The organism is Rothia nasimurium, from assembly GCF_928392795.1.
GTDB lineage: Bacteria > Actinomycetota > Actinomycetes > Actinomycetales > Micrococcaceae > Rothia > Rothia nasimurium_F.
The window spans coordinates 130,945-155,057 of record NZ_CAKMTJ010000006.1 but is presented as its reverse complement, the minus strand read 5'-3'; the positions used below and the strand labels follow the sequence as shown (position 1 = coordinate 155,057).

At 56.4% G+C, this 24,113-nt stretch carries 22 protein-coding genes; 13 read left to right on the top strand and 9 right to left on the bottom strand.

The genetic code is table 11. From position 1 onward, the window contains the following. Positions 1-43: 43 nt before the first annotated feature. The 5 genes from pyrE (at position 44) to fbaA (ending at position 6,109) form a co-directional block, all read left to right on the top strand. Positions 44-625, top strand: coding sequence for an orotate phosphoribosyltransferase (gene pyrE, locus L6963_RS08025; RefSeq protein WP_237187354.1), 582 nt, complete (start codon positions 44-46; stop codon positions 623-625). Further along, a complete protein-coding gene (locus tag L6963_RS08020) occupies positions 626-1,282 on the top strand; it encodes a TrmH family RNA methyltransferase (protein ID WP_237207345.1) in 657 nt (218 codons plus the stop codon). It begins immediately after the preceding gene. A gap of 252 nt (positions 1,283-1,534) precedes the next feature. Further along, a complete protein-coding gene (locus L6963_RS08015; RefSeq protein ID WP_237207344.1) occupies positions 1,535-2,995 on the top strand; it encodes an MFS transporter in 1,461 nt (486 codons plus the stop codon). Positions 2,996-3,137: 142 nt separating this feature from the next. Then, positions 3,138-4,748: an SLC13 family permease gene (locus tag L6963_RS08010; protein WP_237207343.1), complete on the top strand. Its 1,611-nt coding sequence runs from the start codon at positions 3,138-3,140 to the stop codon at positions 4,746-4,748. Positions 4,749-5,083: 335 nt separating this feature from the next. Further along, on the top strand, positions 5,084-6,109 hold the full coding sequence (gene fbaA / locus L6963_RS08005; protein WP_135012224.1) for a class II fructose-bisphosphate aldolase: 1,026 nt from the start codon (positions 5,084-5,086) through the stop codon (positions 6,107-6,109). A 121-nt stretch (positions 6,110-6,230) separates the two neighbouring features. On the opposite strand, the gene L6963_RS08000 is transcribed toward fbaA, so the two are convergent. Continuing rightward, entirely contained in the window at positions 6,231-7,454 is a 1,224-nt protein-coding gene (locus L6963_RS08000; protein ID WP_237207342.1) for a sodium/glutamate symporter, read from the bottom strand. Positions 7,455-7,766: 312 nt separating this feature from the next. Between L6963_RS08000 and L6963_RS07995 the strand changes: the two genes are divergently transcribed. The 4 genes from L6963_RS07995 (at position 7,767) to ald (ending at position 11,852) form a co-directional block, all read left to right on the top strand. Continuing rightward, positions 7,767-8,978, top strand: a complete 1,212-nt coding sequence (locus L6963_RS07995; protein ID WP_237207341.1) for a Fic family protein — start codon at positions 7,767-7,769, stop codon at positions 8,976-8,978. Positions 8,979-9,019: 41 nt separating this feature from the next. Beyond that, complete coding sequence (locus L6963_RS07990; protein ID WP_237207340.1) at positions 9,020-9,436, top strand: DUF3151 domain-containing protein; 417 nt, start codon at positions 9,020-9,022, stop codon at positions 9,434-9,436. Between the two features lie 180 nt (positions 9,437-9,616). After that, positions 9,617-10,588, top strand: coding sequence for an Abi family protein (locus L6963_RS07985; RefSeq protein ID WP_237207339.1), 972 nt, complete (start codon positions 9,617-9,619; stop codon positions 10,586-10,588). 175 nt (positions 10,589-10,763) lie between these two features. Then, positions 10,764-11,852: an alanine dehydrogenase gene (gene ald, locus L6963_RS07980; protein ID WP_237207338.1), complete on the top strand. Its 1,089-nt coding sequence runs from the start codon at positions 10,764-10,766 to the stop codon at positions 11,850-11,852. Positions 11,853-11,950: 98 nt separating this feature from the next. On the opposite strand, the gene L6963_RS07975 is transcribed toward ald, so the two are convergent. The 5 genes from L6963_RS07975 to L6963_RS07955 form a co-directional block, all read right to left on the bottom strand. Continuing rightward, positions 11,951-12,361: a hypothetical protein gene (locus L6963_RS07975; RefSeq protein ID WP_237207337.1), complete on the bottom strand. Its 411-nt coding sequence runs from the start codon at positions 12,359-12,361 to the stop codon at positions 11,951-11,953. Further along, positions 12,354-12,779, bottom strand: coding sequence for a hypothetical protein (locus L6963_RS07970; protein WP_237207336.1), 426 nt, complete (start codon positions 12,777-12,779; stop codon positions 12,354-12,356). Before L6963_RS07970 ends, L6963_RS07975 begins: the two co-directional genes overlap by 8 nt. Positions 12,780-12,846: 67 nt before the next feature. After that, positions 12,847-13,269, bottom strand: a complete 423-nt coding sequence (locus L6963_RS07965; RefSeq protein ID WP_237207335.1) for a hypothetical protein — start codon at positions 13,267-13,269, stop codon at positions 12,847-12,849. 352 nt (positions 13,270-13,621) lie between these two features. Beyond that, the gene (locus L6963_RS07960) at positions 13,622-14,551 is read right to left on the bottom strand and encodes a hypothetical protein (RefSeq protein WP_237207334.1); all 930 of its coding nucleotides are present in this window, start codon (positions 14,549-14,551) and stop codon (positions 13,622-13,624) included. A 47-nt stretch (positions 14,552-14,598) separates the two neighbouring features. Further along, the gene (locus L6963_RS07955) at positions 14,599-15,279 is read right to left on the bottom strand and encodes a DUF6318 family protein (protein ID WP_237207333.1); all 681 of its coding nucleotides are present in this window, start codon (positions 15,277-15,279) and stop codon (positions 14,599-14,601) included. A gap of 235 nt (positions 15,280-15,514) precedes the next feature. Here L6963_RS07955 and L6963_RS07950 point away from each other — a divergent pair, with 235 nt between their 5' ends. After that, positions 15,515-16,552 (top strand): HNH endonuclease, encoded by a 1,038-nt coding sequence (locus tag L6963_RS07950; RefSeq protein WP_237207332.1) that lies wholly within the window; start codon positions 15,515-15,517, stop codon positions 16,550-16,552. A 214-nt stretch (positions 16,553-16,766) separates the two neighbouring features. Further along, on the top strand, positions 16,767-18,023 hold the full coding sequence (dcm, locus tag L6963_RS07945) for a DNA (cytosine-5-)-methyltransferase (protein ID WP_237209110.1): 1,257 nt from the start codon (positions 16,767-16,769) through the stop codon (positions 18,021-18,023). A 98-nt stretch (positions 18,024-18,121) separates the two neighbouring features. Here the strand turns inward: dcm and L6963_RS07940 are convergent, their stop codons facing one another. Beyond that, positions 18,122-18,868: a PmeII family type II restriction endonuclease gene (locus L6963_RS07940; RefSeq protein WP_237207330.1), complete on the bottom strand. Its 747-nt coding sequence runs from the start codon at positions 18,866-18,868 to the stop codon at positions 18,122-18,124. A 227-nt stretch (positions 18,869-19,095) separates the two neighbouring features. Between L6963_RS07940 and pheA the strand changes: the two genes are divergently transcribed. After that, complete coding sequence (pheA, locus tag L6963_RS07935) at positions 19,096-20,049, top strand: prephenate dehydratase (protein ID WP_237207329.1); 954 nt, start codon at positions 19,096-19,098, stop codon at positions 20,047-20,049. A gap of 47 nt (positions 20,050-20,096) precedes the next feature. Here the strand turns inward: pheA and L6963_RS07930 are convergent, their stop codons facing one another. Both L6963_RS07930 and L6963_RS07925 read right to left on the bottom strand, forming a co-directional pair. Beyond that, positions 20,097-21,080, bottom strand: a complete 984-nt coding sequence (locus L6963_RS07930) for an Abi family protein (RefSeq protein WP_237207379.1) — start codon at positions 21,078-21,080, stop codon at positions 20,097-20,099. Positions 21,081-21,345: 265 nt separating this feature from the next. After that, complete coding sequence (locus L6963_RS07925) at positions 21,346-22,506, bottom strand: diacylglycerol/lipid kinase family protein (RefSeq protein ID WP_237207328.1); 1,161 nt, start codon at positions 22,504-22,506, stop codon at positions 21,346-21,348. 144 nt (positions 22,507-22,650) lie between these two features. Here L6963_RS07925 and serS point away from each other — a divergent pair, with 144 nt between their 5' ends. Continuing rightward, a complete protein-coding gene (gene serS, locus L6963_RS07920) occupies positions 22,651-23,958 on the top strand; it encodes a serine--tRNA ligase (RefSeq protein ID WP_237207327.1) in 1,308 nt (435 codons plus the stop codon). Positions 23,959-24,113 lie beyond the last annotated feature (155 nt).

Genomic DNA, 24,113 nt, shown 5'->3' with positions numbered 1-24,113 from the left:
TTTTCGCGGGGTAAATATCTGCCGGTCTACTAGACTAAAAAGCATGACTAACCTCTCCACCACCCTCCCCATCGAAGAAGCCCGCGAACGTCTGCGCGAGCTCATCAGCGAACTGGCCGTCGTGCGCGGCAAGGTCACCCTGGCCTCCGGCAAGGAAGCCGACTACTACGTTGACCTGCGCCGCATCACCCTGCACCACGAGGCCTCCCGCTTGGTTGGCCAGGTCATGCTCGACCTGCTCGACTCAGCCGGCATCGAATTTGACGCCGCCGGCGGTTTGACCATGGGTGCCGACCCCGTCGGTCACGCCATCATGCGCACCGCAGGCGACCAGGGCCGCGCCATCGATACCTTCGTGGTGCGTAAGGCTCAGAAGTCCTACGGCATGGGCCGTCAGGTTGAGGGCCCCTCAGTGGAAGGACGCCGCGTGGTAGCTGTCGAGGACACCTCCACCACCGGCGGCTCCGCTCTCACTGCCGTCGAAGCCCTGCGCAAGGCAGGCGCTGAGGTTGTAGCTGTTGCCGTTATCGTTGACCGCGCAACCGGCGCCAAGGAGCACATCGAAGAGGTTGCGGGCGTGCCCTGCCTCTATGCCTACTCCAAGACCGACCTGGGCCTGGACTAAGTGGCAGACCTAGAAGTAACCGAGCCTGAAACCGAGAGCCCGGAGCGAGAGATCGGCGTCGGCCCCTGGGAAGGCGAATGGCCAGAAGGCGACCACTGGGACCCCGAGCTGCTGCGCGAGGGAGACCGCCGCAACGTCCTTGACCACTACCGCTACTGGACCATGGACGCCATCATCGCCGACCTCGACACCCGCCGCCACTCCTTCCACGTAGCCATCGAAAACTGGCAGCACGACCTCAACATCGGCACCGTGGTGCGCACCGCTAACGCCTTTCTGGCGAAAGAAGTGCACATTATCGGCAAGAAGCGCTGGAACCGACGCGGGGCTATGGTGACCGACCGCTACCAGCACGTGCGCCATCACCCCACCGTCGAGGACTTTGTGACCTGGGCGAAGGGTGAGGGGCTTGCCATCATCGGCATTGATATCTTCCCCGACTCCAAGCAGCTGGAAACCTACGACCTACCCAAGGACTGCGTCCTGGTCTTTGGTCAGGAGGGGCCCGGCCTGTCAGAGGAGATTCACGCGGCCGCCGAGGCAACCCTGTCTATCGAGCAGTACGGCTCCACCCGCTCCATGAACGCAGCAACCGCCGCCGGCATTGCCATGCATGCCTGGATCCGCCGCCACGAGTTTGGCCAGCGCGTTAGCTAGACCTGGGAGCGGATGCCTGCCCCAACGGCGTCCGTCACGCTTGCCTGCCGCTCTGGCCCACTGGCGTCCGCACGTCAACAATCCGCTGAGTGTCCACGAGAGTCGCGGAGTGCCCACATGCTGCGTGGGTACTCCGCGATTCTCGTAAGCACTTGCATTTCTGCAAAAACTTTCCCCCTGAAGTATTTTATTAATGTACTACCGGGTCTAGAATGGCTATGTACGCTAAAGACGAGAGCAAAGAGGTGCAGCATGAACACAAGGCCAGAGCCCGGTAACACCCAGGGAGCACCTGACGCCCAGTTGCCCGCCACCAGCAGCCCCCGTAAGCTCCTCACGGCCCTGCTCACCCCGCTCTTCATGGCCCTCATGGCCATCTCGGTCGTCAATGTCGCCCTCACCCCTATCGGGCACTCCCTCAACGCGGGGTCCAGCCAAACCCAGTGGGTCGTCTCCGGCTACGCCCTGGCCTTCGGCGTGCCCCTGGTTGCCGCTGGACGCATCGGCGACGCCACCGGCCGCCGCCGCATGTTCATGATCGGGGTTTCCTTCTTCACCCTGGGCTCCCTGCTCAGTGCCGTCGCACCCACCATCGAAATCCTTATCGCCGCCCGCGTGCTCCAGGGCCTCGGCGCGGGCTTCTTCAACCCCCAAACCACGGGCATCATCCAGGCCAACTTCACCGGCCAGGCCCGCGCCCGCGCCTACGGCATGTTCGGTACGGTGGTAGCGCTCGCCGTCATCGTGGGGCCGGTACTCGGCGGCTTCCTCATCCAGATTTTCGGGGACTCCCTGGGCTGGCGCATGATGTTCCTGGTCAACGTGCCCATTGGTCTTGCCGGGCTGCTACTGGCCCGTCTCTGGGTACCCAACGATCGGCCGTCCGCCCCCTCGCAGCGCGCCCGCCTCGACCTAGACCCCGTCGGTATGACTACCCTGGCCCTGGCGATCTTCGCTGTACTCTTCCCCTTCGTCGAGCGCAGTGGCAACCCGCTGGTCTGGGCGGTTCTGCCCGTAGGTCTTGCCCTCATCGCCTTCTTTATCGCCTGGGAAAAGCGCTACAAGAAGGCAGGTCGTCCGCCCATGCTCGATATCGACCTGGTGACCAAGCCTGCCTTCCGCAACGGCATCATGATTGTGACCCTCTACTTCTTGGGCAACACCAGCGTGTGGCTGGTTATCCCCATCTACGTGCAGAACCACCTGGGCCAGAGCGCGCTGACCGCCGCGCTGATTACCATTCCCTCGTCCCTGCTGTCTGCGTTTGCAGCTCCCTGGGCAGGACGCCGCGTGCTGACTATGGGGCGCCGTATGGTGATGCTGGGGTTTGGGTTGTCGCTCACCTCGATTGTGGCCACCATGCTCACCGTGACTCCGGTGGAACAGGGTCTGCTACCGGTATGGGCCCTGGCTGTGCCCCTGATTCTGATCGGTGCCGGTGGTGGTCTGGTGATTTCTCCCAATCAGACCCTGACCCTGGCGTCCGTGCCTCCCGCCATCAGCGGCGTAGCGGGCGGCGTGCTCTCTCTCGGCCAGCGTATGGGCACCGCGATCGGTACCGCCATCATTCCCTCAATCCTCTACGGCCTGGTAGAGTCGGGTGCCCACTGGAACGTCGGGCTCATAGCCTCCTTCGGCGCTATCGTGCTGACCCTCTCCCTGGGCCTCACCTTCACCATCGCCGACCGCCGCCGCGAACTGCGCGAGGGGTAACACTCGCCCGCGCCCGCTTCATAAAAGTGCTTATCAGGTACAGTAAAAACATTCCCTGTACACACATTCCGCCTAGATCAGCCGTTTCTTTTTCGTAAACAGCGACCTGCGGCATCAGCACACACAATGGAGTGAGGTTGATATGGACAAGCCCCACATCACGGGTGACCACCTGCAAAAATACAGTGCAGCTCCTACCCAGGCCATAGATCAGATTCACCGCTCACGCGGCTCTCAGGCGCCAGAGGTTGAAGCCGGTGAACGCAAAAAGCGCCTCATCGGCCTCTTCGGCGGCCTGCTTGCAGCCGCCCTGGTCTACGTCATCATGCCCGGCGACGTACCCGACGCTGCGCGCCTGACCGCAGCTACCGCCGTCCTGATGGGTGCCTGGTGGATGACCGAGGCCCTGCCCATTCCCGCCACCGCCCTGCTGCCGCTGGTGATTTTTCCCGTCTTCAACAGCGAAGTAAAAATCAACGACATCGGCGCTAGCTACGGCAACAACATCATCTTCCTCTTCATGGGCGGATTCCTGCTGGCCCTGGCCATGCAGCGCTGGAATCTACACCGCCGCATCGCCCTGCTCACCCTCAAGGTCATGGGCACCAAGCCCTCCATGATGGTCGCGGGCTTTATGGTAGCCACCGGTTTTCTCTCCATGTGGGTCTCGAACACCGCCACCGCCGTCATGATGATCCCTATCGGTGTCTCCGTGCTCATGCTGATTGCCCAGGCCAGCGGCACCACCGAAATTAAAATTGAGGACGGTGCCTCCCCCGACGACCAGGCCGTCAAGGACGCCGTAATCAAGTCCGACTTCGGAACCGCCCTCATGCTGGGTATCGCCTACGCCGCCTCCATCGGCTCCCTCGGTACCCTGATCGGCACCCCGCCCAACACCCTGCTCGCCGGTTACATGGCAGACACCCACGACGTGCACATCGGCTTTGGTCAGTGGATGCTGGTGGGCGTACCTCTGTCGGTGATCGTGCTCTTTGTCTGCTGGTTCCTGCTCACCAAGGTGCTCTTCAAACCCGAAATTAAAGAGATTCCCGGCGGTAAGAAACTCATCGCCAACGAATACGCCAAACTCGGTGCCATGAGCTCGGGCGAACTGCGCGTGCTCATCATCTTTATCGTTGCCGCCCTGGCCTGGATTTTCGTCCCTATCATCTGGTCTAAATCACCACCCATCACCGATGCCGGCATCGCCGTCGCCGTCGGCCTGCTGCTCTTTGCACTACCCGCCGGTGGCACCGCCAACAAGGGCGTGCGCCTTATCGACTGGGAAACCGCAACCAAGCTGCCCTGGGGCGTCCTGCTCCTCTTCGGCGGCGGCCTAGCCCTCTCCGGCCAGTTCACCAGCTCCGGCCTCACCCAGTGGATCGGCGACTCCGTTGGCGCTCTCGGCACCCTGCCCATCCTCATCATCGTGCTGCTGGTGACCACCGGCGTCATCTTCCTGACCGAGCTCACCAGCAACACCGCCACTGCAGCCACCTTCCTACCCGTCGCGGGCGGTATCGCCATGGGCATGGGCTACGACCCTATGCTGCTCGCCATCCCTGTAGCCCTTGCTGCCACCTGTGCCTTCATGCTCCCCGTAGCGACCCCGCCCAATGCCATCGCCTACGGCTCGGGCTACGTCACCATCGGGCAGATGGTCAAGGGCGGCCTCTGGCTCAACCTCTTCTCCATCGTGGCAATCACCGCAGTGACCATGACCCTGGCCATGTGGATCTTCGCGCTGTAGGCCGTATTCAAAAGGTTTGGCAGGCTCGCGCTGGCTGCGACCCTGCCTCACTCACCTTTTGAATACTCCTCACTAAACCCATAAAAACCCAACACCCTAACACCGGCAAGCACCAAAAGCCGGTGTTAGGGTGCTTAAGACCCCCAGAAACACATGGTTTTCTGTGGGTTTATGTCCGAAATTAGTGTGGGAAACCTACCCTTTCCCGCCGCGCCCTTGGTAAACTGAAAAGCAGGCAGGCGCTCGCCCCACCGCGTCCTTACACGCACCGGGTGCAGCACCAACTCACACCAGGCCACCAACCGGGTGGCCCCACCGACAACCAAGGAGTCAGCATGCCTATTGCAACCCCTGAAGTCTACGCAGAAATGCTCGAAAACGCCCGCGCCAAGGGCTTTGCGTACCCCGCAGTAAACGTCACCTCTTCACAGACCCTGAACGCTGCTATCCGCGGCTTCGCAGAAGCAGGCTCAGACGGCATCATCCAGGCCTCCACCGGTGGCGCCGCCTACTGGTCAGGCCCCAACAAGAAGAACATGGTTGTCGGCTCCCTCGCCTTCGCTGCCTACGCACGCGAAGTTGCCAAGCAGTACGACGTCAACATCGCCCTGCACACCGACCACTGCCCCCAGGACAAGCTCGATGACTTCGTGCTGCCCCTGCTCGCAGAATCAGAGAAGGCTGTAGCCCGCGGCGAAGACCCCATCTTCAACTCCCACATGTGGGACGGCTCCGCTATCTCCCTCGAAGAGAACCTCAAGATCGCTCAGGAACTGATCGAGCGTACCTCCAAGAACCACCAGGTTCTCGAGGTCGAAATCGGCGCTGTCGGCGGCGAAGAAGACGGCGTTGAAGGCGCTATCGATGACTCCCTCTACACCACCGTTGAGGACGCCATCAAGACCGTTGAGGCCATCGGCCTGGGCGAAAAGGGCACCTACATGGCAGCCCTGACCTTCGGTAACGTTCACGGCGTTTACAAGCCCGGTAACGTTCACCTGCGCCCCGAACTGCTCAAGGAAATCCAGACCGAGGTTGGCGCCAAGTACGGCAAGGGCGAAAAGCCCTTCTTCCTGGTCTTCCACGGCGGCTCAGGCTCCACCGAGCAGGAAATCGCAGACGCAGTTTCCTACGGTGTTATCAAGATGAACATCGACACCGACACCCAGTACGCCTACACCCGCCCCGTTGTGGACCACATGTTCCGCAACTACGACGGTGTGCTCAAGGTTGATGGCGAGGTCGGCAACAAGAAGACCTACGACCCCCGCGTATGGGGTGCAGCTGCTGAAGCTGGCATGGCCGCTCGCGTTGTTGAGGCTGCCCAGCAGCTCGGCTCCGCTGGTACCTCCGGCAAGTAAGCTCTGCTACTAGGCTCGTTAGCCTAGACTAAAGGCGCCGGACGCTCCCGCTTGTGCGGGGTGCGTCCGGCGCCTTTGTCGTATGGGAGCGTCGTTAATGTGAGCGGACGGCCGCCCCCGCCTAGACGATGGACAGGAAGGTCATGATGTTCACCAGGTTGGTGAAGTCGATGAACATGCCGCCGACGATGGGCAGGATGAAGAAGGCCAGCTTGGAGGCCTTGTATTTGGTGACCAGGGAGGCCATATTGGCGATGCCGTTGGGGGTTGCACCCATGCCGAAGCCGCAGTGGCCGGCGGTGAGGATGGCGGCGTCGTAGTCTGCACCCATGGCTCGGAAGGTGACGAAGTTAGCCCAAACCCACATGAGCGCAATCTGGGCCAGGAGCAGCACGATGAGGGGGATAGCCAGCTCAGCCAGCTGCCAGAGCTGCACGTTCATGAGCGCCATTGCCAAAAAGACGTTGAGGCCGATGTTGCCCAAAACTTCGACTTCCTGCTCGGGTACGAGCTCGTGGTATTCCTTGGAGTTGCGGCGGTCGCTGATGTAGCGCAGGGCGATGGCGATAATCATGGGGCCCATGTAACTGGGGAAGGCGGCGCGGTCGGTGAGCTGACCGACCAGGTAGTTGAGGGCTTCGGTCAGGTAGCTACCGATGAACATGGCGACCAGGATCATGATGAAGCCGTGCAGGATGCTGTCGGCGTCGAGTTTGCGGGGGCGCACGGTCAGCAGGGCCGTGTTGATGTTGACCTGGTGGGAGGGCTCTTTTTCAAGCAGGTTGTGCTTGATAATGAGACGGTTGGCAAGAGGACCGCCCATGAGCGAGCCGGCGATTAGGCCGAAGGTTGCTGCGGTGTAGGCGACGGTTTCTGCGCCGGTGACGCCGGAGGCCTCAACGAGCGGGGCGATACCGCCGGAGACGCCGTGACCGCCGGTCATGGGGGTGGAACCGGTCATCAGGGCCAGGGCAGGGTCAACATTGACGACGGGTGCCAGCAGGACGGCCACGATGTTCTGGGCGATACAGAGACCTGTTGCTATCAGCAGGAAGAGACCGACCTTAGAACCGGCTGACTTCAGCACCTTAAGGGAGGCTCCGTAGCCCACCGAGGTGAAGAAGATGACCATGAAGAAGCTCTGCAGGGTGGTATCGAATTTGACGGTCAGGACTCCGGTCTGGTTGAGCACCAGGTTGACCAGGGAGAAAAGGAAGCCGCCAATAACGGGTGAGGGGATAGCGAAGCGCTGGAAGAAGTAGAAGCGGTTCTTAATCCACATACCGAGTAGGAGCAGCATTACTGCCCAGCCGGCGGACTGAACCATGGTGAGTTCAAGCGTCATAGAGGTCTCTCTGTATCTGTGATGGTGTGTGTTTTCCACTTCGTCGGGGAAGTTGACTTCTCACACTATACGGGACGCCTTGGTGCGGTACGGCTGGGTTTTCATCACAGTGAGGTGCGCGGACGCCTCCCGTCGGCAGGCGCGGGAGTAGCTGGCGGGCGGAGCTAGGCCTAAATACAAAAAAGGGGGTTTTGGGAGTTAGGGGCGCTTGGTTATGGTGCTATCTCCCAAAATGGGGTGTTTTTGGGAGATAGGGTGGCATAAGATTTCCTGTAACTACCAAAAAGATGAGATTTTGGGAGATAGGGGAGCATGAAAAAATACCGGAGCCTCAAATCCATTTTTCACCAGTTCGACCGGCAGACCGCTGAAAGGTTCGCGCAGGAACGCCGCGATATGGGGTACGAAACCAGCTTTGTTCTGGGCGACCACACTCTGTTTTACACAGTGACCCCCCAGCTGCTCCTTCTGCAGGAACAGATCCTGCTGAATGAGAGAACTCTTGAGGAACTTGCCGCTAGTCTTCCCGCGACTGCTCGGGCAAGTTACCTGTATGAGCTCATCACCCAGGAAATTTCAGCGACGAACGAGATTGAGGGCGTGCGGTCAACCAGGCAGGAGATCCAGGAGGCTCTCGAGGCTGAGCCTTCTGACAATAAGAAGTTTAGAGAGATAGCCCGTCTCTACATGGAGCTCTCCCAGGGCAAAGTAAATGTGCCGCGCTCTTTAGAAGAGATACGAGCAACCTACGACCGCCTCTTCGGCGCAGAGATTGCCGATGAGGATCGGCCTGATGGCAGACTGTTTAGAGCTGGCCCTGTCTATGTGCATGATGGCTCAGGTGCAATTATTCATGCCGGGGCCCGCGGTGAAGATGCCCTCGAACAGCAGCTGCAGGCTATGTTGGACCATCTTGAGAGTGCTGATGTTCCTTTTCTTCTGTCGCGGGCTGTTTCTCACTTTATGTTTGAGGCGGCTCACCCCTTCTACGACGGTAACGGGCGGTTTGGGCGTTTTCTGTTGAGCGCCCAGCTGCAAGAGGTACTCTCGACCTACACGGTGCTTACGCTCTCACGCGTTGTGAACCAGAAAAAAGAGGAGTACCACAGGGCCTTTAGCGATGTTGAAGAGCCCCTTAACTACGGTGAGGTTACCTCTTTTGCACATGTCATTCTAGGGCTTATTTATACTGCCCAGCGTGAGCTTCTGCATGATTTTGGGCAGAAGAAACAGCTGATACAGGCACTGCGTGAACGGGTTGATGGTCTTAAAGAGGGTAGCTCTGAACTGGGGTCTGATGTATGTGAGGTGCTTTTTATTGTGGGGCAGACCTACCTGTTGAGCGGTGCCCGCGGGCTTACCTGGGATGAGCTGACCCAGATGCTTGAGAAATCACGTAACACAGTTAGGGCCTATCTCGAGGAGCTAGAGCAGCAAAAACTCATTGAGCGCACCTCGTCCCGCCCATTGCGCGTGCGGTTGAGTGAGGCAGGTAAGACCCTACTTTTCCCCGGGCACGCGTAGACTTTTTGTAGTTACAAGAATTTGAGTTGAATGGAGTACCCATGTCACTTGCCGGTAAGAACCTGCTAGATGGCCCCGCCCCCACCCTGCTGCCTGAAGAGCCGGAGCTGACGGCCCGCGTCCGCGCCGGTGAAGCTCCTGCCGACCTTGCGCAGGCCTTCCCCAAGTCGTCGCTGGCCTGGGCCCTGCTGGCCGAAGATACCCTGAAGGCTGGCAAGACCCTTGAGGCTTACGCCTACGCTCGCGTGGGTTACCACCGCGGTCTGGACGCCCTGCGCGGCAATGGTTGGCGCGGGCACGGCCCGATTCCGGTGAGCCATGAACCGAACCGGGGCTTCCTGAAGGCCCTGCTGATTCTGGGCCAGACTGCAGCAGCAATTGGCGAGACGGACGAGGCTGAGCGTATTGAGAAGTTCCTGAACGACTCCGACCCGGCTGCCGCCGCCGAGCTGGCCTAGGTTGTATCTAGGTTCTCCAGTGGCTCTAGATGTTGAGCAGATTACCTTGAGCAGGCTCAACACGCGAGCAGAAATCGGGTAGACTATAGAGCAACATTCATCCCCGTTGCGTACGGTCCTTTGTGACTGGCTGATCCGTTAGCCGTGTACGCTACGGGGATTTTTCTATAAAATTTAGACATGATTCTGCCTTCAGACCTGGCATCAAAACACCCTCCGCAACGTACCAAACCATGGCTTGATATAGACCAACAGGTAGCCAAACTAGAGATGCGTGGGTTGCCTTTGGACGATTCGCAGCGGGTTCTTTTGGCCAACTTCCTTGCGCACCAGAACTACTACCGTTTCAGCGGTTACTTTAAGCAGTTTATGGAACCTGCTCCGGCTGATGAGTTCAAGCCGGGAACGACTCTCGAACAGCTTCTGACGGTCTACTCGCTTGATGATCAGGTGCGGCTACTGGTTTTTCGTGGTGTGCAGGTGATTGAACCAATTATTAGAACACGGGTAGCCTTTCGCCTGGCTGAAGGGGCAAAGAACGGGCCTACTCGCTATCTTTTGAGAAGTGCATACGAGCCCTCCCGCCCTAGTAACCTGCCGCCTCGTGGGATGCCCTTAGATGCTTGGCAGGCTAAACACGCGGGTCTTACTCGTAGCCGTGAATCTTTGATGAGAAGCATTGAAGACACCTTGAATCGCGAGGAGCTGTATCTTCAGCACTTTGTGAATCAGGGGCAGCAGGTTCCTTTGTGGGCAATGGTTGAGGCGATGTCTCTCGGGGATCTCTCAAAGATGGTGAGCACCTGGAAAGATACCAACCAGATACAGCGTCTGATGGATGATTTAGGGTTTACACGAGCTGAGGAACTACGTCGAGCTATTGGTAACGTAAATTTCTTTCGGAACCTAGCTGCTCACCATAACCGATTGTGGGGTAGGCGTCTTACTCGTCCTGTTGCAAAGTCACCGTGGAAAGGCGCAACAGGTTTAGAGTATTCAGGGTTACCGGTGGAAGCTCCCGTTCATATTCTGCGTCTGTTGTCTGATTGGGTGGACCATATTCAAGGAGACGAGACGTACTCAACTGAGCTATGGCAGCTTGTCAGTAGCGATGCAACATATGAAGAAGGAATGCTTTTCCCCTCTCTATAGATGCCTTCAAATCTTCGACCCAGCTGCCGCCGCCGAGCTGGCCTAGCCCCTGACCGCCCCGGATTTTCTTAGAAATATGAAGAAAACCCGGGGCGGTTTGTCTTCGTTCAACAAAAGGGCGTAGGCTGATTAACGCAACAGTTTTCAACGACGAAAATGAATGGGAGACCCCCTCATGCGCATTGGCGTACCCCGCGAAATCAAGCCCCAGGAACAGCGCGTTGGCCTCACCCCCGACGGCGTGCTGGCTCTTGTTCAGGCTGGCCACGAAGTACTGATTGAGAAGGACGCCGGGCTCGGCGCAGGCTTCTCCAACGAGGAATACGAGAAGGCAGGCGCTACCCTGGTCAGCCAGGACGAGGCCTGGAACCAGGCTGAACTGCTGGTGAAGGTCAAAGAGCCGATTGAATCCGAGTACAAGTACCTGCGTGAGGATCTGACCCTTTTCACTTACCTGCACCTGGCTGCTGACAAGCCCCTGACCGAGGCCCTGCTGGCTGCGAAGACCCGCGGTATCGCGTACGAGACCGTGCGTAACGGCCGCGCCCTGCCCCTGCTGCTTCCCATGAGTGAGGTTGCGGGCCGTCTGGCTGCTCAGGCTGCGACCCAGTACACCATGGCTACCGAGGGTGGTCAGGGTATTCTGCTGGGTGGCGTGCCCGGTGTTGCCCCCGGCCGTGTGGTGGTTCTGGGTGGCGGTAACGTGGGCACCCACGCCGCTAAGCTGGCTGTTGGTGCTGGCGCTGAGGTTACTATTCTTGAGGGTTACGGCCCCCGTGTGCGTGAACTGTCTGATCTGTTCGGGTCTACTGCGCGCGTGCTGAACTCCACTCCCGCGAATATTGAGCGTGAAATCGCTGAGGCTGATGTGATTATTGGTTCGATTCTGGTTCCTGGCGCTAAGGCTCCTAAGGTTGTGCGCCGTGAGCATCTGAAGACTATGAAGCCCGGCACCCTGCTGATTGATGTCGCGATTGACCAGGGCGGCTGCTTCGAGACTTCCCGCCCCACCACCTATGCTGACCCGATTTTTGAGGTGGACGGCATCCGTCACTACTGCGTTGCTAACATGCCCGGTGCTGTGCCCCGTACTTCGACTATCGCCCTGACCGATGCCACCCTGCCCTATGTGTTGAAGCTGGCTGCTGGTGTGGACGAGGCCCTGGCCAACAACCCTGACCTGGCTCTGGGCCTGAACACCGATGCTGGCAAGATTACTTTTGCCGGCGTTGCTGAGGCCTTCCCTGAGCTGCCTGCCGCCTAGGTTTTAGAGGTAGCTTAAGGGTGCGGACGCCCGCCCCACCTTCCTGCCTTGCGGCAGGGGAGTGGGGCGGGCGTCCTTTGTGTATTTCCGGTACTGGTTTAGCGGTTGGATGCGTGCTTACCCTCGTAGCTGGGAAGTACCGGCATAGCCCAGCGGAAGAGCACGAAAGCGACCAGCCCGGTGATGGCCTGGTTGGCAACTGCGCCGGGGACGCTCTGTGCGAAGGGCTCGGGGAGGAGAACCTCGTGAACCAGAATGGTGGTGCCGACTAGCAGGGCAATGATGAGAAGTGATGCTCCGAGAGAAATGAGTGCGGGTTTAACCGGTGTGAAGGTCCTTGGTAACGGCATGAGGTTAAGCCCGATATAGACAAGGAGGACGTTAGCCATTCTGAACCAGATACTGTCGACGTGATCCACCCAGGCTATAAGGCTAAACCCGAAGGCTGCTAGCAACGATGGCCAAACTGGCGCCCCGAAGACTAGGCTCTTGGTTGTGGAGCTAGTCATGAGTGGTTCTCTCGATGGGGTGGTAGCCAATCATGACCCAATGGCTAAATGTGAAAGCCAGGGCGATAATGGCAATTAGGCGCCAGGTCTCCTGCGCATTGCCATTAATTGCGGGCTCTAAAAGAGCAATGATGGCAATCATATAAATCAGATTGCTCGCTATCTTGTAGCTGGGTTTGATGTCGGAGGGGGCAGTCTGTGCGGGGCGGCGCGCAAACACGAAACTGTACGTCATGACGCAACCGAGCCCCACAAACATTAGCGGGTAAAGCTCGTACAGGATAGCGGCTGCCACGAATGATGCTCCTATGGTGTAGAGCAGGGTTGGTGCCCAGCGGTTGCCGATACGTTCCTCGTAGGTGTAGGGCGCGGACGCCTGCTGCACGGCCGGCTGGGACTGGATGGTCTGTTCGGTCATGGGAATCTCCTCCTTGAGATTTCTACCATTGTAGAACTGTAGGTTCTAGTCAGGCTAGAGTTGCCTGTTATTTGTTGTTGGGTATGACGGGTTTACTCTTATGAATCCAGGGCATCGCGAACCGGGCTGCCATGGTGAGGGCACCAAAGCTACTGATGAGGATTGCAATGTTTGACCAGGCATCTGTTTCTGGCTCGGTGAGAATAAGCCACATAACGGTAAAAAACCATATAACGAGAGTTGCTAGGGAGATAACGGTGTAGCTGGTGCGGGTGTATGTTTCGATACGGTCATATTTGAGTTTGGACTGATCTTGCGTGTACCAGATGGGGATGAATATGAGCGGGAAGAGCCCAGCTAAGTAGCCGTGTCCTGCAAGTATGACGGCGAGCATGCCTGTGTATATGGCTGCGAGCAGAAGGGAAGGCTTCCAGGGTGCTCCATTGGCCTGGTATCCAACTTTTTCGGCGGCCTGTAAGGGTGTTGTCATGGCGGTAACCTCCTTATTGTTTGCCTACTCCACCCAATTATATCATTGCTTACTATTTTTGGAGGGCAGAGAAAAGGTCGCAACCTTCTGGTTGCGACCTTTTCTCATACACACACATTTCTTTCGCACCTATCCCTCACGGGAGGAGCTTCAGAGGTTACACACATTTCTCTGAAAGGGGTGACTCATCGCCACGGTGAGATTCTCAGTCTCTTGAGGTGGTGAGGTTTTCTCTCCTCGTCCTCATGTCTTTAACTATGGCACCCTAACCTTTGAGCTCAGTTCGGGGAACCTGTGCGAAACCTAAGAAAATACTTTTCCAGTGAAGTTTCTACGCTGGCTGGTAGTGGAACTAGCCGGTGGTGCAACCCCAGGCGTCCGCACTCGCGGCGCAGTCGTCGGCAACTAACCCAACCTTGGTACGCCAGACCCGCACGAGCTGCGGATCGCTGGTGCGGCTGACGGTTCCGTCGATGACCTGCCAAGGCCCGCCGTCGACGGAGTATTCACCGCGGTAGGTGGTGGTCAGGGCGAAGTAGTAGTCGCCGGGGTCTGTGTAGCGGTGGGAGGTGTCGGTGGGCTGGTCCCAGACGTCCGCGCCGAGCTGGTAGCCGGGGTAGGTAATTGGCCCGAGGGCGGCGCCGTCTCCGTAGTCGAAGGTGTAGGAGATGGGGGTTGCGCGAAGTACGACGTTTTGGCCGTTGATGGTGCGCGTGAATTCTTGTGGGTTGGGGTCGGCCCAGAAGTTGGTGTTGTAGTTTTTGAGGGTGTGAGGTGCGCGTTCTTGCTGGGGTGTGGCGGCTGCGATGGGGAAGGTGTCGAAGTCGTGGGTTGTGAGGGTGACGCGGATGGTGCGTAGCACGGTTTGCCCGTTTTCTTCGGCGATTTCTAGGCCTGCAGCTTCGAGTTCTGCTGGGGTGAGGGGGACGCAGCCGATGGGGCCTTGGGGAGTGTTGTAGGGGGTGTCTGCACCGTCGGCCCAGTCGGCTGGGACGAGGGAGAGGACGCCGAGGTCACCGTTGCCTGCTAGGCAGTAGGTTCCCGGGGAGGGCACGCCTCCTACTTGGAGGGCTGCACGGTTGGGGCCTCGGGGCTTATCGAAGTAGATGAGTTTAACCGCAGATGGGAGACCCTCATCGTGGACTTGATACTCAGGAGGAGCCTCATCCGAACTATCTACACCATCTTCAGACTTGATAAAGCTCTCAATGATATCGATTTTAAATCCATCATCGTCTGCCTCACCTGATGAGGTAGCATGAGCCCCCGGAGATACATTCAAAACAGCTAGTAAAAGCGCACAAGAGATTGAAAATACTTTAATCCGCACTAGTTAATCTCCTTTGTGCTGAGTACCTTCCAACCCCCATCTTGGAATTTCAGGCGAAAATCTACGCCCTTACTTATTGAATCTGAGTTGTCGTTATAGATTGCTTTACCGTCATACCAGAGAACAGAGTCTTCTGCTTCAAAGTTGCTCCCGACTGAGTATTCTCCGTTTCCTAGAGAGACAATGAGCTCTTTGTTGTAGTGGATGGTAAGTCCACCAGCGACAACCCACCCCCCTGAGGCATAGATCTCTTCCAGTGATTGATAGAATTCATGTTCTTTAGTATGGGATTCGTCGACTAGTAGTTTCACCTCTGAGGTATCGCCGGTCTGGTAAGCATAATTGCGCATCTCCTGCCAGTACACAATAAATTTTTCCATCGCCTCTGGAGACTCAATATTCATGCCTTCTGGAGCAACCGGTTTGGGCACGTTCTGGGCGGGGCCGTGCTCGTCAGCAGCGCGATATTCACCTTCGGGTGCTTTTGAGCCACCCGAATAATTCGTTTCTTCTGCTCTGGCAGTTTCCTCAACGGCACTCGCAGAGGTGGCTGCTACCGCGGAAGTCGTGGTACTTGAATCCGGTTCGGGAACTGAGCCTGTTGCCTGCGCACTGCAACCTGTAAGAGCTAGTAGCGCGATAGCTGTTAGGGCAAGATTGCGGGTGGGAGTGTGTTTCATGAGGGTCTCCTGGTGACATCTTTGTGACTAGGTCTTATGTGTGTTTATAGTGCTGGGTTTGTGCCATGGCAAGGGTTTTCGTGCTCTTGCCTGGTTTTTGACAGCAGATTACGCCCGGAACCGTGAGTTATCCACAGATTTCAGTATCTGACGTGGGCTAATAGGCCTACAGGTTGTTGCTGAGTTCGACTCTGCGGGGCTTCGCTCTCGTTAGGTGCTGGAGTATGCTGCTTTTATGTCTCCTGAATTCTCTGCTCGCCCTGATATTGTTTATCCTCGCATCACCGTGCCGCAGAATTATGAGAGGCGTAAGGTCTGGCTTTTTCGGGCTCTTGATGAGCAAGATAATCGCCGTGCCACATCAGGGTTGCTCTATGATGACGATATCGATAGCCACTACTCCTACAGTGATCAGGTTCCTAACAGCAGGCAGGTCAAAGAGGGCGATTTGGTCTTGGTTAGAGATAATCAGGTTCTACTAGGGGCTGCTGTAATCCAAGAGATTATCGAGCAGGAACAAACCGTGGAAAGACTCCATTGTCCGGTATGCAGTAGTAGCAAGATGTATTGGCGGAAGAGTCGACAGGATTGGCGATGCGATGGAGCCTGCTTACGGCCTTACAAACTGGATGCTGATGCTCGTAGTACTACTAGGCCTATCGTTGCTCAAGAGACAACAACCATGAAAACTGCCCGGTATAGCGATACCTGGTCAGATCTTGCAGGGGCTATGCTTGCTGCTGAAATGGAGCACTTGGCAGAACGCTGGAATAAACAAAACAGCATTGTTGAGCTTAATCCCGAGCGGGTTAGCGAGTTCTTTGGACGCCTTCAGGTCGCCGCTCGCGTGACGCTTGACCCTGGTGAGCTGGGATCAAGATTGGCTTTGGATGGTTTTAGCGAACGCACTGTACGTACCAGACGTGGTCAAACTCAGTTCCGTGCTCATTTAGTCAGTCGCTTTGGTTCGGTATGCGCTTTTAGTGGCCCCTGTTTTCTAGCTGCTCTAGATGCGGCTCATCTCTACTCTTATGCAGAACATGGTGAGCATAGAAGAAACGGAGGGCTACTTTTGCGTCGCGATTTGCATACACTTTTTGATCGGGGCTACTTGGCTGTAGACCAGCGCTTACGTGTGGTTATCCATCAGGAGCTTGAGAGCGGGCAGTACCGTGCTTTACATGGACGTAATTTAGGCGTTGAAATTGGGCAGACCGAGAAAGCGCTGCTGGCAACACATTTTGAACGAAACCGTGATGGACTTCTGCTCTAGAACAAGGTCGTAGGATCCTTTTTTGCTCGATAGACCCTGTGAGATCTTGTCTTTTTAGCCCGTAGCGCCGGTGATCGATAGCTTTGCTGAGTGCATTGGGAATACCCACGACTAAGGCGTTACCCATGCAGACGGCTAGATGTTTGATGTGTGAAATAGAGTTTTAAGACACAAAATTTGTAACCCTTGCATAGGCATCGGTTACTATTGAAGCATGGCTTTCATGACAATTAGCGAAGCGTCGCAGCACTTAGATATCTCAATAGACACTCTTCGTCGGTGGGATAAGTCAGGTATCATCCGCGCTGAACGCAATAAAGCGGGGCATCGAATCTTTGATACTGCTGAGATTAAGCGCGTAAACAACAAGCGTCACTGTCGGGATGCGGACGATACTGACCAGTTTAGGGTTCTTAGCTCAGATGAGAGCGTACGGTATTCGTCCATCGACTTATTTGCTGGTGGCGGCGGAACGGCCTCTGGTCTTGAGCGGGCAGGATTCGATCATCTCCTTCTTTCGGAGATTGATAAGGATGCAGCAGCTACTCTCCGGCTTAACAGGCCTCACTGGAATGTTGTTGAAGGGGATGTCGCGAACATTGATTTTACTGATTACTACGACACGGTAGACCTACTTGAAGGAGGGTTCCCATGTCAGGCATTTTCGTATGCTGGGCATTCTCGAGGCTTTGAAGATACTAGGGGAACACTTTTCTTTGAGTTTGCAAGAGCTGTTAAAGAGGTAATGCCTAAAGTTTTCATCGGAGAAAATGTGAAGGGGCTTTTGCGGCATGATAATGGTAGAACACTTGAGACTATGCTTAAAACCCTTACCTCAATCAGAGATGACAAAGGCCGTACTTATAAGGTTGGTTATCGTATTGTAAGAGCACAGTACCATGATGTTGCCCAGAAAAGAGAGCGCCTTATTCTCGTCGGTTTACGTAGCGATATCGATTCACCCTTACTGCTACCAAAAGAACGTGATTACATCATTAGCCTTTGGGAAGCAATTGGTAAATGTCCTCCTTCGCCTGGGCAAACTTACCCTGAGAAAAAGCGAAAGGTTTTAGAACAGGTTCCTGCGGGTGGGTATTGGCGTGACCTTCCTGAGGAGGTGCAGCGAGATTACTTGGGTGGCTCCTATCATCTGAGTGGTGGTAAAACTGGCATGGCGCGTCGGCTGTCGTGGGATGAGCCGTCTTTGACTCTGACATGTAGTCCAGCGCAGAAGCAAACCGAGCGTTGCCACCCAGAAGAAACTCGTCCTTTAACTGTGCGAGAGTATGCGCGGATTCAATCATTTGCTGATGATTGGCAGTTTTCAGGTTCTATAAGCCAACAATATAAGCAAATTGGTAATGCTGTTCCATCAAATCTTGCTTTCCATATTGGGCGGGCTGTGCGTGCTATGCTCGAGCAGCGGATAGAGGACGAGTATATCGAACTTGAGGTCTTGGAATCCGTATAGACTGATTGGTTATCTTGACATAAACAGATTATAGGATGATGAAAGCAAGGAAAGTGTAATTATGCACTTTCCTTGCTTGTCTATGATATGACACTGAATTATTCTCCAGAAAAAATCTGGAATTCTCTTTTAATTTCTTCTGTGAGAGCCTTGACGGACTGGTTCATTGCATCGGAAGAATTGAGAGATTCTGCGCATTCTTCAAACTTTTTGATAATATCACTGTAGAAACTCGAATCCCCAGTCAGATGGTACCAAAATTCTTGCCCGATCAAGACTTGGTAGTCTTCATTAATTTTTCGATAGTGAGAGTTCAGCTCATCACGCTCTCCATAAAGAACCCCAACGACGCAATCCCTGTCTGCATTGAAGTCCGGATACTGGTTGGTTCTGGCAAGGTTGCGAATTGATTTGAAGTGGCCAGTGATTGAAGCGATGTCATCTTTATTGATAGTTTCAGGACCTGCTTTCAGCTGGCAAAATTTTTTCTTACCATCAACTTTCGAAAAAAATTCAATATCGAGCCCGCTAACTAGTGATGCGTATCCTGGTAGTGCTTGAGAGATGAAATTTTGAATATTTTGGCCAAAAGAAGTGTTAATAGAGGTTCCCATTACTCTTGGGTAAACTAGAACCTTTGCGATATTTTCGGCTGTAACTTCCCCGAAGGCGAATTTTGCAAGATAGTTAATTAGAAATGGATTATATTTATAGGAGTTGAGTTTTGAGGCTTTTTTGGTGTTTTCACCGTGTTTTGATGCGATATTTTCAGAAAACCATTCTTGAACTCCATTTAATATTTCTTCTTTTTCATTTTCTGTCATCGGAGTGATTCCAGGGAGCATGCTGCACCTCTCAGCCTATGTAGGAATTAACTTATTTTAAAGTAGCACAGATTTAATTGCTGATAGGTTATTGTGGCTTCTGGGGTGAGAGGGTCGGCAGCGAGCGTAAGCCTGTTTTACCTCTTTCAATTCTCTGCTCCCGCTATATGGGCACCACCCGGTACAAACCTCCATGAACCCTTTGGCAGGGGGCCGGGGCGCCGCGTCCACCCGCTAAACTAGACCCCATGCGTTACACCTACCTTGGCCCGTCGGGCACCTTTACCGAAGCAGCTCTTCTCACCGTGCCTGGCGCGCCTGACGCTGAACGCATCCCCGCGACGTCCGTACCCGCAGCCCTCGATGCCCTGCGTGACGGCAGCGCCGACGCCGCCATGGTGCCTATCGAAAACTCTGTTGAAGGTGGCGTCACCGCAACATTGGATGCTATCGCCTCGCTTGATGGGTCCCTGCGTATCGTCCGGGAGGTGCTGGTGCCCATCACCTTTGTGCTGGTTGCCCGCCCCGGCACCACCTTAGAGAGCGTCAAAACTATCTCAACCCATACGCATGCCTGGGCGCAGGTGCGCTCCTGGGTGGCTGAGAACAAGCCCAGCGTGAATTACCTGCCGGGCTCGTCCACCGCGGGCGCTGCCCTGGGGTTGCTGAATGAGAACCCCGGCTACGAGGCCGCTATCTGCTCGCCCGCTGTGGCCCAGGCTCACCCCGAGCTGCAGGTGCTGGCCCACAACATTGGTGATAACAAGAACGCCGTCACCCGTTTCGTGCTGGTTGCCCGCGACGCCGAAACCCCCGTGCCCACTGGCGCAGACAAAACCACCCTGGTCATCCCGCTGCCCCAGGATCGCCCCGGCGCCCTGCTTGACCTGCTCGAACAGTTCTCAACCCGGGGAATCAACCTCTCCCGCATTGAGTCCCGCCCCACCGGCGAATTCCTGGGAGCCTACTTCTTCTCCATCGACATCGACGGCCACCTCTACGACGCCCGCGTGCGCGATGCCCTGCGCGGCATCCACCGAGTCTCACCCGGCGTGCTCTACCTGGGCTCCTACCCCCGCGCCGACAAGCGGCTAGCCGCAGTAGACCCCATGCACGATGAGGCTTCTTTCACCGCCGCCCGCGACTGGGTCGAAACCCTCTTCCCCGGCGGACGGCCCGAAAGCCTCAAGCACAATATCTGAACCAGGGTCTCTACCTATAAGGAAGTTTCTGGCCATTGCAAATACCACTAAGACTCTTTTAGCCCCCAAATCTGGTGGTCCTTCCAATTATCCGGGAATCCCATTTCCTGGGCAGTAAGAAAAGAAACTGCAGATAGCGCTGAATCGACAAGAGAGGAAGTTCTACTTGCCCAGGCTGAACCAGGGGATACTGTTTCAAGAATCTTGGCAATAATGATAAGCGCACCGTAAATTTTTTCGCTCTGTTGCCTTGGGTCGCCTTCCTGCCCCGGCGGGAGAGGGAGGTTTGAGAGAGATTCTAAACCGCTAATCCTGGATAGAATACCGGTACCCATAGGGGATAAGGTGCAGTTCCATATTCTGGCGTGATGGGCAGATTTGTTCCGTAGCAGGGTCAGCTGACGCAGAGCAGCCGCAAAGGGATGATTGGGTGAAAGCCCCCTGGCCTCTTCCCTATTAAGTCCCAGGTTTCCAACGTTTATGCCGACTCGACCTGCAACCTCGTTCTGGTCTGGGGTTCTCAGCAGATTGAAGAGTTTTGAGAGATCAGAGAAATCTAGCACGTCCATAACAACCCATGGTGCTAATTGAACCCCATATTTCTCTACATTGTGCTTAATATGAGAACTATCTCGTGACCCTAGTGCACGATTCACTCTTGAGGTAATAGTGCTAATGATCTGGTAGTGCTCGTATTCTTTACCACGGTGCATCCGAAAATTATCTCTATCATACAAGGCAAGTGCATCAGTGGCGCCAATAACATCTGCTAAAGATGTGCGAAGAGCAATTTCTACCCGCTCAATACCGTCGTGCACCTGAGTTCGTAGCTTCCGGTCAAACTCATAAAGAGCGGTAATCTCGGTAAACTGGGTTTCCGGCATGAAGTCATCCGTCCGCACAGGACGGGGCGGATTTCCCGTCGAAAGAGGTGGGTCGTTTAGCTTCCTACGGGTGTACCAGTACCCGCTTAGTCTGTAGTACCCAACAGTTGATAGCCATTGCTGAGCCTCAGCTTCATTGACATCCATGCCTCGTTCACGGAGCAGGTCAATCTGTTGCTCAATAGATGTGGGCGGTTTGTGCGGTGACGTCATTGAAAACTCCACGGCCTGGTGAAGGAGGGAATAGAAATCCAGCCCACACTTCACTAAGGAAAGCGGGCTTCACTAAAGAAGGCGGCTTCACTAAGGAAGGCGGGCTGAACGATTGATATCAATTATACACAGACAAGGGCATCTTATCTAGAAAGCGTGTGTATATATCACCACAGCCCGAAAGCCTCAAGCACAACATCTAGAGCCTCAGTAGCCGCTGCCACCAGAGGCGCTGCTGCTCTACCAGCTCATCACGGGCATTCACAAAATCACTGAGCGAACGAATCTGCATGTCATCAGGGTAAATCTGCACCTTCACCGCGGCGGGGAGCACCTGGGCATGAAAATCGCTCACCTCACCCAGAACCTCCCCGTCCACCTCAACGGGGAGGCGGGTGTTGGGGAAGTAGACGCGGACGTCCGTACCCACAAAGTGCTCGACCACCGGGTAGCGCACCCGGGTGGGGCGCAGAATAAACTGAGCTGCCATACGCACCCAGCTACCCAGGTTGCGCGGGGTCAGCACAATCACCTCAAGCTGCCCATCGGACAGCTGAGCTGTCTGAGCAAGATTCACCCCACCCTGAATCTTGCCGGTATTGGCAACCAACACAGCCCGAATCTTGCGGCGAACGGTCGCACCGTTATTCACCGTAATCACCGCTGGGCGGCGGCGGGTAAACATGTGCCGGGTGCTAGCCTCAACATAGGCCAACCAGCCGATGCGGGCTTTCAAATCCTCTCGGGTATCGGTCATAATCTGGGCGTCAAAGCCCGCTCCACCCATGACCACAAAATTGACCGGCGGCAGCTCCTTCTCACCCTGCATCTCCATGCGAATCATGTCGATGGTGCGGCTCTGCCCGTGCAAGGCAATATTGATGCAGGCGTGCAGGTCATTGACGTCCATGTCGAGGTTGCGAGCCAGCAGATTGCCCGTGCCCAAGGGCACAATGCCTAAGGTGGCAGTGGTGCCCGCCAGGCCGTCCGCTACAGCGCGTACGGTGCCGTCACCGCCCACAGCCAGCACAATCTCAGCCCCGTCCGCCGCAGCCTGCTGGGCCATACCAAAGCCGGGGTCATCCGCCTCAGTCTCATAGAACCTAGCCCGAGGCCAATCAGCCAGGCCCAGCTCGGCGGTAATCATGCGAATCACCGAATCAGCCCGATCCTTGGTGGGGTTATAGACCACCGCAACCTGCTTCGGTTCACCCGGCTCCAACATGCGATGCAGGGGCCGGTAGACCGGGAAAAGATCAGGACGCTCCCGCCTGCCCTTGCGCACAGACAGTGCCACCCCACTCAGGGCAAGAGCAGAAGCAGCAGTAAGGGATACACCGAGAGTTGTACGCGAAACCATATCACCAGCATACTGAATAAAACCCTTCCCCGCCGACCCCGGCTCCCCAGCACCTGCCCCTCCACCACCCCAGCGGACGCACCCCGCCGCTCCCAGCGTCCGCACGCCTGACATCGCAGCGGCAACTACGGTAAATTTAGAGGCATGATTGACATTAACCTCCTGCGTGAAAACCCCGACGCCTTCCGCGCCTCCCAGCGCGCTCGCGGCGCTGACGAAACCGTCATCGACCAGATTCTCGAAGCGGACGCCACCCGCCGCACCTCCATCAACGAGTTCGAGAAGCTGCGCGCCGAACAGAACGTCTTCTCCAAGAAGATCGGCAAGGCCGCCAAGGAAGAAAAGCAGGCCCTGCTCGCTGAGGTTAAGGAACTCTCCCAGAAAGTCTCAGAAGCCAAGGCCGCCGCTGACGCAGCTGCCGCCCGCCAGGAAGAACTGGTCGCCGGTGTTGGCAATCTGATTATCGACGGTATTCCCGCCGGTGGCGAGGACGATTACGTGGTCGTCAAGCAGGTGGGCGAGCCTCGCAACTTCGAAGCCGACGGCTTTGAACCCCGCGACCACCTGGAAATCGGTGAACTGGTGGACGGCATCGACATGGTGCGCGGCGCTAAGGTCTCAGGCTCCCGCTTCTACTTCCTCAAGGGCCATGTAGCCCGCCTGGAACAGGCCCTCATGTGGATGGCCCTCGACCAGGCCACCGCCAACGGCTTCACCATGCTCACCACCCCCACCCTGGTACGCCCCGAAACCATGAACGGCACCGGCTTCAACGTCGAACACGACGACGAAATCTACCGCCTTGAGCGCGACGACCTCTACCTGGTGGGCACTTCCGAGGTTGCCATCGCCGGCTACCACGCCGATGAAATCATTGACTTTGACAAGGGCCCCAAGAAGTACCTGGGCTGGTCCTCCTGCTACCGCCGCGAAGCCGGCTCCGCCGGTAAGGACACCCGCGGCATTATCCGCGTGCACCAGTTCAACAAGGCCGAAATGTTCGTCTACTGCCCCGTTGAGCAGGCAGAAGAGATGCACGCCAAGATGCTGGCCTGGGAAGAAGAGATGCTGGCCAAGTGCGAGCTCTCCTACCGCGTGATCGACACCGCCGCCGGTGACCTGGGCTCCTCCGCTGCCCGCAAGTTCGACTGTGAAGCCTGGGTACCCACCCAGGGCGCCTTCCGCGAACTGACTTCAACCTCCAACTGCACCACCTACCAGGCCCGCCGCCTGAACGTGCGTGAGCGTATGCCCGACACCGTGACCGCAGACGGCAAGACCAAGAAGGGCGGCACCCGTACCGTCGCCACCCTCAACGGCACCCTGGCAACCACCCGCTGGCTGGTCGCAATCCTCGAAACCCACCAGCAGGCCGACGGCTCCGTCCGCATCCCCGAGGCCCTGCGCCCCTACATGGGCGGTCTTGAGGTCATCCCCACCGTCGCTCAGTAGCTTATTTTTGGTTCCCCACGAGATACTGTTTGTACTTGTCAAGCAGGGTTTCGTGGGGAATTTTTGTGTTAACGAACGGGAGGCTTAGATCGCATCCCTTGAAAAGTTCGTCTAGGCGAACTTATGATGGTTGCACACACCAGACCATGAACAGG

Coding starts and splice junctions, on each gene's coding strand:
- pyrE (WP_237187354.1), top strand. CDS start 44: ATGACTAACCTCTCCACCACCCTCCCCATCGAAGAAGCCCGCGAACGT.
- L6963_RS08015 (WP_237207344.1), top strand. CDS start 1,535: ATGAACACAAGGCCAGAGCCCGGTAACACCCAGGGAGCACCTGACGCC.
- L6963_RS08010 (WP_237207343.1), top strand. CDS start 3,138: ATGGACAAGCCCCACATCACGGGTGACCACCTGCAAAAATACAGTGCA.
- fbaA (WP_135012224.1), top strand. CDS start 5,084: ATGCCTATTGCAACCCCTGAAGTCTACGCAGAAATGCTCGAAAACGCC.
- L6963_RS08000 (WP_237207342.1), bottom strand. CDS start 7,454: ATGACGCTTGAACTCACCATGGTTCAGTCCGCCGGCTGGGCAGTAATG.
- L6963_RS07995 (WP_237207341.1), top strand. CDS start 7,767: ATGAAAAAATACCGGAGCCTCAAATCCATTTTTCACCAGTTCGACCGG.
- L6963_RS07990 (WP_237207340.1), top strand. CDS start 9,020: ATGTCACTTGCCGGTAAGAACCTGCTAGATGGCCCCGCCCCCACCCTG.
- L6963_RS07985 (WP_237207339.1), top strand. CDS start 9,617: ATGATTCTGCCTTCAGACCTGGCATCAAAACACCCTCCGCAACGTACC.
- ald (WP_237207338.1), top strand. CDS start 10,764: ATGCGCATTGGCGTACCCCGCGAAATCAAGCCCCAGGAACAGCGCGTT.
- L6963_RS07975 (WP_237207337.1), bottom strand. CDS start 12,361: ATGACTAGCTCCACAACCAAGAGCCTAGTCTTCGGGGCGCCAGTTTGG.
- L6963_RS07970 (WP_237207336.1), bottom strand. CDS start 12,779: ATGACCGAACAGACCATCCAGTCCCAGCCGGCCGTGCAGCAGGCGTCC.
- L6963_RS07965 (WP_237207335.1), bottom strand. CDS start 13,269: ATGACAACACCCTTACAGGCCGCCGAAAAAGTTGGATACCAGGCCAAT.
- L6963_RS07955 (WP_237207333.1), bottom strand. CDS start 15,279: ATGAAACACACTCCCACCCGCAATCTTGCCCTAACAGCTATCGCGCTA.
- L6963_RS07950 (WP_237207332.1), top strand. CDS start 15,515: ATGTCTCCTGAATTCTCTGCTCGCCCTGATATTGTTTATCCTCGCATC.
- dcm (WP_237209110.1), top strand. CDS start 16,767: ATGGCTTTCATGACAATTAGCGAAGCGTCGCAGCACTTAGATATCTCA.
- L6963_RS07940 (WP_237207330.1), bottom strand. CDS start 18,868: ATGCTCCCTGGAATCACTCCGATGACAGAAAATGAAAAAGAAGAAATA.
- pheA (WP_237207329.1), top strand. CDS start 19,096: ATGCGTTACACCTACCTTGGCCCGTCGGGCACCTTTACCGAAGCAGCT.
- L6963_RS07930 (WP_237207379.1), bottom strand. CDS start 21,080: ATGGATGTCAATGAAGCTGAGGCTCAGCAATGGCTATCAACTGTTGGG.
- L6963_RS07925 (WP_237207328.1), bottom strand. CDS start 22,506: ATGGTTTCGCGTACAACTCTCGGTGTATCCCTTACTGCTGCTTCTGCT.
- serS (WP_237207327.1), top strand. CDS start 22,651: ATGATTGACATTAACCTCCTGCGTGAAAACCCCGACGCCTTCCGCGCC.